Raw genomic sequence first — 12,542 nt, forward strand, 5'->3', positions numbered from 1 at the left:
CATCGAGGGTAGCAGCTAATTCGTGAGCAAGTTGCATAAAAAATCCTATGACCTGTGATCATAGGATTCTGATCTCATTTTACCGATCGTCAAGCTTTTTATTACTTAACTGATCGGCATTACTCGTAGGAGGGCTTTTTTATTGATAAGGAAATACTAATGAGGAATATAGCTAAATTTACTGTAGGTATGCTTTTAATTGCTGCGTCAGTAGGGGCTGAGGCCAATGTCGATAGTGCTAACTTGCAAAATTACGCAAAACACGCACAGTTTATAAATATGAAAATCTCACCTGACGGTAAACATCTTGCTGCTACAACAAGAACGGAAACAGGCGCTATTAGGCTAACTATACTTAATGTTAGTAATCATGAGATTGTTTCTATTACCGAAGGAAAAGAGAGTGAAGCTGTTGCAGACTTTGGTTGGGCCGATAATGAACGAGTAATTATTTCACTAGCTCAAGAATACGGTGCTTATGATGCGCCAATGGCAACAGGTGATCTTTTATCTATAAACGTAAATGGTAAAAGTAAAACTATAATAGCAGGGCCACGCTCAGGTGACTCAAGAATTCGAGTTGCAAGAATAATAGACTTATTACCAGAGATCGACGATGAACTTATAATCTCTTCTTTTTCCCCATTTTCTGAAGAACCCTATTTAGAGTTACAGCGAGTAAAAGCAAGTTCAGGGCGTAAACAAAGTATGGGGAAGCTTCCTTTACGTGTTTACAAAGGAACAAATACGAGCGTTTTATTGGATCATAATGGTATTGCGAGGCTGGCAACAGGTATTGCCCCAGATAAAAATAATCAAAGTATTGTAGTCACAAGAGATAATAAAGATGATGAGTGGCATGAAGTACTCCGATTTGACAGTGATTCAGGATCTTTCACCCCACTTACATTTTTAGCTGATAATTCAACTGTGATTGGTATTAGTGATAATACAACTGATACGTTATCTATTTCTTCATTTGATCTGAAAACAAACAAACAAACTGTGAAAGTGACTCATCCAAATACAGATTTAATGCCAGTTGTTAGTATAAATAACGGCAAAGTCAGTGAAGTAATTGGAGCAAGTTATGAATTAGATTCAATTGAAAATGTTTTTTTTGAAGATATAACAGATACTGGCTTTGCGAGTTTATTATCGAGCTTATCAAATTCATTTAAAAACCAAACTATAAAGGTTACCTCCTCAACTTTAGATAATGCGAAGCTGGTGTTAACAGTTAGCTCCACTAATAACCCAAAGCAATTTTACTTATTTGATACTAAGAAACGAAGTCTTAGCGCGATAGTTAAAGCTAAACCTTGGTTAAGTCAGGAGGAGATCCCTCAAACAACGCTAATTTCTTATAAAACACGTGATGGGTTAGAGGTTCGCGGGCTGCTAACGCTCCCTGTGAATGCAGATAAGAATTTACCTCTAATAATGCATCCTCATGGTGGCCCACATGGTATTAGAGATTCATTATCAACATTAAGTAGTGATGTAAAAGTACTTGCATCACATGGATACGCTGTTTTTCAACCGAACTTTCGTGGTTCAGGTGGCTATGGTAAAAAATTTCTGCAAATGGGTTACCAAAGCTGGGGGACAAGCATGATTGATGATATGACCGATGGTGTACGTTACCTAATTAAACAGGGGGTCGTTGATGAAGGTCGAATTTGTTCTTATGGTGCATCTTATGGTGGTTATGCTGCGGTTCAAAGTGCTATACGAGAACCTGAGCTTTATAAGTGTGTTGTAGGCTTTGTAGGCGTTTACGATTTACAGCTAATGTTCGAAGAAGGCGATATCTCAGAATCATCTTCAGGTTTAAATTACTTAGAAAACGTACTTCCGAAGACAAAAGCAGAAAGAGAAGCACAATCGCCAGTGCATAATGTAGATAAACTCAAAGCACCTGTATTCATTATTCAGGGTGGCCAAGATGTAAGGGTACCTGAGGAGCATGCATTTAGGCTAAGAGATGCGCTTAAAAAACGCAATCACTCTGTAGAGTGGATGTACAAAAAAGGTGAAGGGCATGGTTTTTATAAACCAGAGCATAATGTAGAGCGATGGGAAAAAATGCTAACATTTTTTGGTAAAAACATAGGTAAATAAAAGTCTACCCCTGAGTAATTAACTTAGGGGTGTTATTAATAGATATAAATGTTTTATCGTAGTATTCCCCATTAAAATGAGTTTTAATTATGCGATTTAAAAACCGCGTAATTAATAATTACCTTTAAAGTTAAGTTATTTGCTAAAATCCCTCATTAAAATTTAATTGTTATCTCATGACCTACACCCTAAGACCTTATCAGATCGAGGCGGTTGAACGTACCGTTTTACACTTTAGAAAAACCAATGATCCCGCAGTGATAGTATTACCTACTGGTGCGGGTAAAAGTTTGGTAATTGCTGAGCTTGCGCGTATAGCTAAACAAAAAATATTAGTACTGGCGCATGTAAAAGAGCTGGTAGAGCAAAACTCACAAAAATATAAAAGCTTTGGGCTTGAGGCGAGTATATTTTCGGCAGGATTAAAAGAAAAATCGTTAAACCATCAGGTTACTTTTGCCAGCGTGCAGTCGCTATCGCGTAATTTAGATCAGCTTAATGAGCATTATTCACTGTTAATTATTGATGAGTGCCATAGAGTTAATGGTGATAAAAAAAGTCAATACGGTAAAGTTATTAATGCCTTGCAAGCGCATAACCCACAATTAAAAGTATTAGGGTTAACGGCAACGCCTTATCGGTTAGGTATGGGGTGGATTTATCATCATCACTATCATGGTTTTGTGCGGGGCAATAAAGACAGCCCATTTAAAAGCTGTATTTTTGAATTACCGCTGCGCTATATGATCAAACATAACTATTTAACGCCACCCAATGAAGTGGATGCGGCGATTAGTCATTACGACTTTTCGGCGTTAACCAGTGACGCATTTGGCCGTTATACTAATGAGGATATGAATGCGTTATTAAAAAACAGCGCACGCGCAACGCAGGCCATTTTACAACAAGTAATACAATATAGTGAAAACCGCCAAGGTATTATGATTTTTGCCGCTACGGTTATGCACGCACAAGAGATTTTAAGCTATTTACCTCATCAGCAAAGCGCCTTAATTACAGGTGACACACCTAATAGCGAACGCGATAAAATAATTAAACAATTTAAGGCCAAGCAATTAAAATATTTAGTTAATATATCGGTGTTAACCACAGGGTTTGATGCACCTCATGTGGATTTTATTGCTATTTTACGGCCCACGGAGTCGGTGAGTTTATATCAACAAATTGTCGGCAGAGGACTTAGATTAGCCGAGTCAAAAACAGATTGTTTGGTGATTGATTATGCCGGAAATGGTTTTGATTTGTTTCACCCTGAGGTTGGCGATAAAAAAGGCGATAGCGATAACGAGCCGGTACAAGTGCTTTGTCCTGGCTGTGGCTTTGCTAATATTTATTGGGGTAAAACTGACTCTACAGGAAAGGTTATTGAACACTTTGGTAGGCGCTGTAAGGGCTTGCTAGAAGATGATGAAGGTAATAAAGAGCAGTGCGATTATCGTTTTCGCTTTAAAGAGTGTGATGAATGTGGTGCGCAAAACGATATAGCCGCACGTAAATGCCATGATTGCGGTGCGGTAATGGCCGACCCTGATGATAAATTACGCAATGCTTTAAACTTAAAAGATGCACTCGTACTTCGCTGTAGTGGTTTAAGTGTAACGCAGCTTAAAAATGAGATGATTAAAGTAACGTATTTTGACGAGGACGGTGCAAGTTGCGACGAAGTTTACGATATTGCAAATAAAGGGGCGGCGTATATTTTTAATCGGCAATTTGGTAAGCGGGTAGGCCAAGGTCAAGCACCCGTAAAATTTAAAACGGCAGAGCAGGTAATTAACGCACAGTTAGATTTAATTGCGCCCGACTTTGTAATTGCGCGTAAAAGTAAAAAATATGGTTGGAAGGTAGCAGATAAGCTGTTTGATTATAAAGGCAGTTTTAGAAAAGCTAATCAGTTAAACCCTTAGGTTTAACTGATTTATAATTTAGTATGGGAATGCAGATTAAGCTTCTTCTGCGTCCATTAATCCCCAACCATCGCCGTAACCGTTAAAGTTATTAGCTATGCTTTCAATGTATTGCTCAGCTTGGCCTAATAGAGTGTGCTCAGGAACCATTTGTACTTGAGTAATTACTTCCCATACGCCAGTGTCTTGGCATTTTTCGAGTTCAGCATGCTGTACTAATGTATCGGCTACTACTTCTTTGGCAAACTTTTCTGCATCGCTTTGTTGCTCAAATAAAATATAAAAATCGACTTGGTGCATTTTACTTAAATCAATACCAGCGGCGGCTATTTCAGCTAAAAGTTGGCCATTTTCGTCATCAGGAAATTGCATTAAAAAACTCATTAAAATTATTGTGTACTTGTTAGGGCTATTGTAACCAAAATAAACGCTTAAAGCGTACTAATTTTAATATTATAGATTGCATATTATGTCACTGGGTAGCTATTAAGTTAATGTAAGGCTCATTACGGCTATGATATTATAGAGTTGATGCATCGTTATATTTTAAGAATTAAAGGTAAGGATATTTACTTGTTTAATCAGTTTTTGCGTTACATGTTTATTTTTTGCATTCTTCTGAGTGCTCAGTCTGTTGCCTCTGAAAATGTAATAGAAGATTATGAGATTAAAGGGATAAATGACGATTTAGAAAAAAATGTTGCGCTTTATTTAAAACAACTTATAGGTGAAAAGCCGACCTTGACCCTGCGCCGCTATGCAAAAAAACAAGTCGAGAATAGTATTAAAGCATTAGGGTATTACAGCCCTAAAGTAGAGGTTAACTTTGATAAAGATGAGCGTGATTTGGTGGTTAGAGTTGAGCGAGGGCCAGCTACTCGCATCGCTGCAATAAATATTAGTGTAAAGGGGGCTGGCAAGCAGGACCCCGCTTTATTGGCAGTAATTAATAATATTACCCTAAAGCAGGGAGATATTTTAAACCACGGACATTATGACAGCGCGCATAAAAAAATAGAATCAATGCTGTTAGAGCTAGGTTATTTTGACGCTAAATGGCCTGCGCGTAAACTAGAAGTATCTTTGGGGAAACATAGCGCAGAAGTTACTTTTATTATTGAAACTGGGGTGCGTTATCAGTTTGGCGATATTGTAATTGCTAGCGATACACCTGCTGAAAAGTATATTCGTTCTTTAGCGCCTTTTGCCAAAGGGCAGCCTTATAAATCGACCCACATAGCCGATTATAATCTTGATTTATCAAGCACGCCTTATTTTACTAGTGTACGAGTATATGCAGATATAACCGAACGTAAAAATAACCAAGTACCTATAAAAGTAGATGTATTACATAAACCTGCAAATAGCTATGAAGTGGGTGGTGGCTTTAGTACCGACTTAGGCCCCAAAGTGCGCTTTAAATGGAGTAAACCATGGATAACGCAAGATGGCCATTACCTAGAAAGTAACTTAAATGTGTCTGAGCGACAACAAGATATTTCAATGGCTTATACAATCCCAGAGGATGATCCTAATGACGATTTATGGCGTTTTTCGGTTGGTTATAAACTTGAGGATGAATTAGCTAATAATATTTATAGTGAAATACTTACCGGGCAAGTACAACGCCAATGGTTAACTGATAATAACTGGGTGCGTACCGCTTTTATACGCCGCGACCATGAAACATATAGAATAGGTGACGACGAAGAAGAAAGCAGTGAAATGTTAATGCCGGGTATTAGTTATGCACGTAAAAAATCAAAAGGGGGAACAACCCCTTATTGGGGCGAACAGTGGTTAATATCTGCAGAGTTTGGCGTAGAAGATGTACTCTCTAGTACTAATTTGATCCGCGTGCAGTTACAAAACGCTTGGCTGAGAACTTATTTAGACCGCCATTTAGTGTTTTTAAAAGCGAACCTAGGTGCCATGTTGGTCGATAATATAGCTAATGTGCCGTATTCACTGCGCTTTTTTGCTGGTGGCGATCAAAGTGTGCGTGGTTTTGCGTATCAATCAATTTCACCCGAAAACGATGAAGGGCAGCTAATAGGGGGTAAGTACTTAGTCTCTGGTACTGCAGAATACAACTATCAGTTTGCGCAAAATTGGCGGGTTGCTTTATTTGTAGATGGAGGTACTGCAACCAATGATTTTTCGGATAGATTTGAAGTAGGTGCTGGGTTTGGTTTTCGTTATTTAACACCTGTAGGTCCGGTTAGAATTGACCACGCTTGGGGACTTACCAAAGAAAGTAAAAGCACCCGTTTGAGTATTACTATAGGGCCTGAAATTTAATGACTGTATTTAAAAAAATAACTGCAAGTGTCAGTGCTGTTTTAGTCATACTGCTAATAACCGTATTTTGTATATTATTTACTGCACCCGGTAATCAATTTATTGCTTATAGTGCAAACAAGTTGGTTGATGGTTTAAATATTGACATTAAAAACGGTCGGTTTTTATATAACGATGTATTTAATGTTAGGTATAACAATAACGGGGTAGATTTTAATGCCCAGCAACTAAAGCTTAATTTATTTTGGTGGCAGTGCGACGGCATTTGCATTGATAATTTAAGTGCTAATACAATGGCCTTAACTTTGGAGCAATCAACTGAAGCAGTTGCAGAAGAGCCATCTGAGCCACTAACTAAAATTACCTTACCTTTTAATATCGCTGTTAAAAATATAGCTGTAAAAGTATTTACTTTAGAACACCCAAGCGCCAACGTGCGTGTTGATAACTTTAAGTTATCGGCAAAAGCGATGGGATCAGAGCTTGTAGTAAAAAGCTTAAACATACCTAAAATACTGGTTACGCTAAAAGAGCAAGCCCAATCCCAGCAATCACAAACAGCATCAACGGCAATTACGCAGCTTCCTGCACTGCCTAATATCGAATTTACTTCACCACTGGATATAACCATTGAGCAGTTTGATATTGATAAAGTGGCTATACAGCAGGGCGAACAAGACTATGAGATAGAAAATATAGCACTGAAAATGACTGTAGAAGATGCCAAAATAAATTTATATTCTTTAGCGGCTCGTTATCAGCAGTGGCAATTAAATACACAACTTAACACAGAGCTTGCAGGTAATATGCCGCTAAAAGGTCATATTGTATTAAAAAGCCCGCAACACCAAGCTGACTTATCACTCAGTGGCGACTTGGCAAATTTAAATGTTGATTTAGAAACCACAGGGCAATTTCCGCTTAGTTTAAATGCCAATGCTAATTTAAAGCAAACAAACTACCCATTTACAGTTAAAGGCAAAATAAACCAGTGGCTGATCGACGCACAAAGCGAGCAGTTAACGCTACGTAAGGTTAACTTAAGTGCGCAGGGCAACGCAGATGACTATCAACTTAGTTTAACTGCAACGAGCCAGTTAGGCGCGTACCCGGCCGTTGATTTAAACACACAATTAACGGGCACGCTTACCCATGCACAGCTTTCTACATTGTCGGTTAAGGCCAACGACAGCACTGCAAAAATAAATGCCAATGTTAACTGGCAACAAGGTATAAAAGCAGATTTTGCAGGGACGCTATCGCATTTAAAAGCGCAATACTTAACAGATGCAGTAACGAGTGATATTTCTGGGCAGTTTAAAGGCTCATTTAATGCACAAACGGATACTTGGCAACTGAAAATGAATAATACCAAACTCACCGGCACACTTAACGACGTGCCATTAGAGTTTGCCGCAAACTTTAGGCTAGATAATGCATTAAAAGCTAATATTGATAGTTTTTATTTAAGCAGTGGTAAAAATAAATTAGAACTCAATGGCCAAATAGATAGCAAATGGTTAGTAGATGGCAATATAACACTACAAAGTGATGAGCAGGCTAATATGCCATTTATTGCAGATGGTAAGGCCAATATAGCCCTTAGAGGTCAAAGGTTAACACCGTCGGTTGACTTAGCATTAATGCTGGAACGTTTTATTTTTGATGAAATAAACATAAGTAAGTTATCTGTTAAAGCTGATCTTGATACAGCGGCCGATTGGCAAACTAATATTGCAATAGATGTTGGTTCGGCTTTAGTTGCTGAGCAACAAATTAACAGTGTAAAAATAGATGCAACAGGGGATAAAAAAGATCATCAACTTACCGCATCTGTTGATGCGCAACAAGGTGCAGTTGAGTTTGAAGTTAATGGTCAACTTACCAATGCGATTTGGCAAGGTGCATTGAGCAATGTGCAGTTAAGCGATAAAAAGCTAAGCTTTAACAACAGTAAAAAAATTACACTTAACGTAAACACCCAAACAGGCGATTTTGATGTAAGTAAGCACTGCTGGCAATCTGCACAAAGTGAGTTGTGTATCGACACTTTGTCGCAAAATAAACAGTTAGGTCAATTCAATGCTAAATTAAACAATTTAGCACTTGAGGAACTAAAGCATTTACTACCTGATAATGTTGGTGCAGAAGGCGCTTTAACAGGGGGATTTGTTGCAAACTGGCAAGCGAGTGCGCTGAAAACATTACGCGCTTCTTTAAATTCAAATAACTTAATAGCCAAATACAATTCCGAAGAAGATAACTTTCGTTTACCAATAGAAACGCTTAGTGTGAATGCATTTACTGATTCTCAAACAGGTAAATTAACAGCTAACTTAAACTCTAGCGTGTTAGGTGAAATTACCACCCAAATTAATGTAGATGACATACAAAACACGCAAGCGTTAAGCGGTAATGTAAACATAGATAAAATATTATTTTCTAACTTGCAGCCATTTTTAGACACTATTGAGCAGCTCAAAGGCAATATTAGCGGTAAAATTGCATTAGCAGGTACATTAAAAGAGCCACTCCTTGAAGGTGAAGTAAATATTGATGATATTAATTTACAAGGTGAACAACTACCAATAGCACTTGAAAAATCGAATGTGAGTATTTTATTTAACAAAGCGACAGCAACAATTAAAGGCCTTTTAACAGATCCCCAAGGCGGGAATATTAAATTAAATGGCGACATAGATTGGCAAGGTGAACAACCAGCCGTTAACGTTGCAATAGTAGGTGAGCAATTTTATGTACGTGCTCAGCAAGGAGTCGTTTTTAAAGTATCTCCAGATTTAAAAATTGGTTTGGCTAACAACGCAATAAACCTTGTGGGTGAAGTAATTGTCCCTTATGGGCGAATTGAAATAGAAGAGTTGCCAGAGGGCGCTGTGCAAGTTAGCGATGACGAAATAATCGTTGATCAAAAAACCAAAGCGACTAAAAAAGTGCCATTTGATTACGATATAGATTTAAAACTGATTGTAAAAAATGACGTGAAAATTGAATCATTCGGTCTAGAATCTAAAGTAGAAGGCGATTTGGCGATTAAAATGAGCCAAGGAACTCCTATTATTGCCACAGGCGAGCTTAAGTTAGTAAACGGTACATACTTAGCATTTGGCCAAGATTTGTTAATTCGTACCGGCCAGGTTGGCTTTAGTGGCTCAATAGAGCAGCCTTACTTAAATATTAAAGCCATTCGTAATCCCGAAAACACCGCCAATGGTGTTATTGCTGGGGTAACGCTTACAGGTAATGTAGAGCAACCCAGGCTAAAAGTGTTTTCGGAGCCAGCGATGGATCAGGCACAAGCTTTGGCCTATTTACTCAATGGCCAACCACTAGGCGAGGGCGATAGCTCCACCGATGCTATGCTCACTCAGTTGTTACTTTCGCAGGGGGTTAGCCGCAGTGAAGGGCTGGTTTCTAAAGTGGGTGAAACGTTTGGTTTGTCGGATGTTAGCCTTACCTCTAAAGGCAGTGGTGAGCAAACAAAAGTAGAAATATCAGGCTATGTGGCACCGAGCTTACAAGTAAAATACAGTGTTGGTATTTTTGACTCCCTTAGTGAAGTGGCAATACGTTATCAGCTGCTTTCGCAGTTTTATATCGAAATAACCAGTGGGCTATATCAAAACGTAGATATACTTTATAAGTTTGATTGGGACTAATAACTACAGGTTAAAGCAGATGTTAGCAAGTAATAACCAAGCTTAAGGATAAGACCTTAATGTAAAACTATAATAATAAGGCGCTAATTTATGAAAAAGTACCTGTTAACAGTGGCCGCTGCGATGTTATTAAACGGCTGTGCTGGACAATATAAACAAAGCATTACCACGCAACAAGTTGAGCCGAAAATAAAGTACACTGCCAGTGACGTTATTACTAAAGCCGCCGAGGACGAGTGGCGAGTGGTTAACTCGCAAAATATTTTAAAAATAACCTTACCCACAGGCGCCACTTATATTGAGCTTAATCCGCAGCTTGCTCCACAGCATGTAAAAAACATTAAAAAACTTGCGCGAGAAGGCTTTTATCAAGGAACGAGTGTTTATCGCTTTGTTGAGGGATTTGTAGCTCAAGGTGGTGCTAGCAGTGCTAAAAAGATTATTAAGACTGCAAATAAATCACTTTTGGCCGAGTTTTATTTAACCACTAAACAGCCGCTGGCAATTACAGCCCTTGAAGGTGATGGTTATGCACCTATAACTGGTTTTTTAAATGGTTTTGCGGTTGCTCAAAACGCACTACAAACCCAAACTTGGCAAGTGCATTGCAGCGGCATATTTGCAATGGCGCGAGATAACGATATAAATAGTGCAAGCACCGAATTCTTTATCACTATAGGGCAAGCGCCACGTTATTTAGATAAAAACACCACTGTATTTGGACGCGTACTTGAGGGTATAGAGCATGTTAACCGCTTAGAGCGTACCGCTCGCAATGATAAAGAATTTAACCCAATAACTGATATTCAAGTACTTGAAGATATTAATAACAGTGATAAAAGTGTTTTTAAAGTGATGAAAACAAACTCACAGGCATTTAAAAACCTAATTGCGGCAAGAAAAAATCGCTCTGAGCCTTGGTTTGTACATACAGCTAATTATATAGACGTGTGCGCTGTGGCTATTCCCACCAAACGTAGTGAATAAAAAAGGAGCCTAGGCTCCTCTTTTTTATTACAATAAACACTTATTGGCGGTTAATTTTAACTGCAAATGGCGTGTCGTTATTATGAGTTGAGCGATACGGATTTATATCAAGGCCACCACGGCGCGTATAGCGAGCATAAACTTCAAGATTTTTAATGCTGAGCTGAGTGCTTAAATCGCTATAAATACGCTCCACGCATTGTTCATGAAACTCATTATGGGTTCTAAACGAAATTAAGTAGCGCAGTAACGACTCTCTACATATTTGCTCACCTGTATAACGAATAATTACACTTGCCCAATCGGGTTGTGAGGTAATTAAGCAGTTAGACTTAAGTAAGTGGCTATGCAGGGTTTCGGTTACCGTTTTATTGCTTTGCGATTTTAGAGAATGAGCGTCAATATCGTAGTTATCAATTTCGATATCTAAATCATCAATACACTCACCAGGTAATGGGGTGTAAGGAAGGCAGTTATACTCATCTGCATTGTATAAAGTTACCTGTACTAAGCTGTTAACCACGGCGGTTAGATCTTTAACTAAATGCTGTTTCACTTCATCACGGCTGTTAAATCGAGTTTGGTTAAAGCTATTTAAATACAGTTTAAACGATTTAGATTCAACAAGGTGACTGCTTTGGCAGGCAAAAGTAAATACAGCGATAGCGACTTGCGGCTTGCCTTTGGCGTTTAACCACGACAGCTCGTAACCAGTCCAAATGTCTTGGCCTTTGAATGGTAAAGCGGCTTCGTCAATATTTAAAGCATCTCTATTTAGCTTGCGTGCAATTGGAAAAAGTAAGCTTGGAGTATATTGATCTATATATTCAGTTGATTGGCCTAACACACTGCCTTTAAGGTCGGGAGAATTGCTGTAATCTGTCATGTTTGCCCTTAAATAGTTACAATAGCGGCATTATATCTAATTTAAATGAGTTTCATAGTATGTCTGTTGTATTGCAGTTAACCCAGCTACACCAAAGGTTTAATGACAAAACCCTAAAAAACACGCAAAAACATCCACTTATGGTGCACGATGAACAATGGCCAAGCCCATGTGAAATAGGTAATGTTGATCAACAAGGTAATATTCAGTGGCAAGCTGTGCTGCAGCAACCTGCAGGCTCGCTTAATGATTTAGCTAAGGCATTGGATGTTACATTTCCAAGTGGCTTAAATGCGCTTTATGGGCATATGTATGGTGGCAATATTCAAGCCAGTATTGATGGTCACCAAGTTGAATTGTTACAGGCATGGAATAGCGATGACTTTGATTTATTGCAACAAAATATAACTGGCCACGTTTTAATGAAGCGTAAACTTAAACAACCTGAAACAGTATTTATAGGGTTAACAGCACAAGATGATTTGTTAGTAAGTGTGTTATTGCACAGCGGTGAAGTGTGCTTAGAGTACGTAGGCAAAAAAACGCATCATGTGCTTGCTGCCAATATAGAAGAATTTTTGCAAGCGCTTGAGGTTTAATTAAAACAGGCGTTAATTACCTTAAAACGATTTAGTGTAA

8 protein-coding genes are annotated in these 12,542 nt (G+C 38.5%); 6 read left to right on the forward strand and 2 right to left on the reverse strand.

Translation table 11 applies throughout. From position 1 onward, the window contains the following. Positions 1-159 precede the first annotated feature (159 nt). Positions 160-2,124, forward strand: a complete 1,965-nt coding sequence (locus H5079_RS13415; RefSeq protein WP_182684272.1) for a S9 family peptidase — start codon at positions 160-162, stop codon at positions 2,122-2,124. Between the two features lie 176 nt (positions 2,125-2,300). Further along, entirely contained in the window at positions 2,301-4,052 is a 1,752-nt protein-coding gene (locus H5079_RS13420) for a DEAD/DEAH box helicase (protein ID WP_182684273.1), read from the forward strand. A 36-nt stretch (positions 4,053-4,088) separates the two neighbouring features. Here the strand turns inward: H5079_RS13420 and H5079_RS13425 are convergent, their stop codons facing one another. After that, on the reverse strand, positions 4,089-4,424 hold the full coding sequence (locus H5079_RS13425; RefSeq protein ID WP_011328642.1) for a ribonuclease E inhibitor RraB: 336 nt from the start codon (positions 4,422-4,424) through the stop codon (positions 4,089-4,091). 201 nt (positions 4,425-4,625) lie between these two features. On the opposite strand from H5079_RS13425, the gene H5079_RS13430 reads away from it, so the two are divergent. The 3 genes from H5079_RS13430 (at position 4,626) to H5079_RS13440 (ending at position 11,017) form a co-directional block, all read left to right on the forward strand. Further along, on the forward strand, positions 4,626-6,353 hold the full coding sequence (locus H5079_RS13430) for an autotransporter assembly complex family protein (protein ID WP_041454736.1): 1,728 nt from the start codon (positions 4,626-4,628) through the stop codon (positions 6,351-6,353). Beyond that, positions 6,353-10,030: a translocation/assembly module TamB domain-containing protein gene (locus H5079_RS13435; protein ID WP_182684274.1), complete on the forward strand. Its 3,678-nt coding sequence runs from the start codon at positions 6,353-6,355 to the stop codon at positions 10,028-10,030. Before H5079_RS13430 ends, H5079_RS13435 begins: the two co-directional genes overlap by 1 nt. A gap of 90 nt (positions 10,031-10,120) precedes the next feature. Further along, complete coding sequence (locus H5079_RS13440) at positions 10,121-11,017, forward strand: peptidylprolyl isomerase (RefSeq protein WP_182684275.1); 897 nt, start codon at positions 10,121-10,123, stop codon at positions 11,015-11,017. 40 nt (positions 11,018-11,057) lie between these two features. Here the strand turns inward: H5079_RS13440 and queF are convergent, their stop codons facing one another. Next, positions 11,058-11,903: an NADPH-dependent 7-cyano-7-deazaguanine reductase QueF gene (gene queF / locus H5079_RS13445; RefSeq protein ID WP_011328638.1), complete on the reverse strand. Its 846-nt coding sequence runs from the start codon at positions 11,901-11,903 to the stop codon at positions 11,058-11,060. Between the two features lie 59 nt (positions 11,904-11,962). Between queF and syd the strand changes: the two genes are divergently transcribed. Beyond that, positions 11,963-12,502, forward strand: coding sequence for a SecY-interacting protein (gene syd / locus H5079_RS13450; protein WP_089368970.1), 540 nt, complete (start codon positions 11,963-11,965; stop codon positions 12,500-12,502). The last annotated feature ends 40 nt before the right edge of the window (positions 12,503-12,542 follow it).

This window comes from Pseudoalteromonas sp. SG44-5, from assembly GCF_014164175.1.
In the GTDB taxonomy this organism is placed as follows: Bacteria; Pseudomonadota; Gammaproteobacteria; order Enterobacterales; family Alteromonadaceae; genus Pseudoalteromonas; species Pseudoalteromonas nigrifaciens.

Excerpts from the sequence above, each read along its gene's own strand:
- queF (WP_011328638.1), bottom strand. The coding sequence starts at position 11,903 with ATGACAGATTACAGCAATTCTCCCGACCTTAAAGGCAGTGTGTTAGGC.
- H5079_RS13415 (WP_182684272.1), top strand. The coding sequence starts at position 160 with ATGAGGAATATAGCTAAATTTACTGTAGGTATGCTTTTAATTGCTGCG.
- H5079_RS13435 (WP_182684274.1), top strand. The coding sequence starts at position 6,353 with ATGACTGTATTTAAAAAAATAACTGCAAGTGTCAGTGCTGTTTTAGTC.
- H5079_RS13440 (WP_182684275.1), top strand. The coding sequence starts at position 10,121 with ATGAAAAAGTACCTGTTAACAGTGGCCGCTGCGATGTTATTAAACGGC.
- H5079_RS13425 (WP_011328642.1), bottom strand. The coding sequence starts at position 4,424 with ATGCAATTTCCTGATGACGAAAATGGCCAACTTTTAGCTGAAATAGCC.
- syd (WP_089368970.1), top strand. The coding sequence starts at position 11,963 with ATGTCTGTTGTATTGCAGTTAACCCAGCTACACCAAAGGTTTAATGAC.
- H5079_RS13420 (WP_182684273.1), top strand. The coding sequence starts at position 2,301 with ATGACCTACACCCTAAGACCTTATCAGATCGAGGCGGTTGAACGTACC.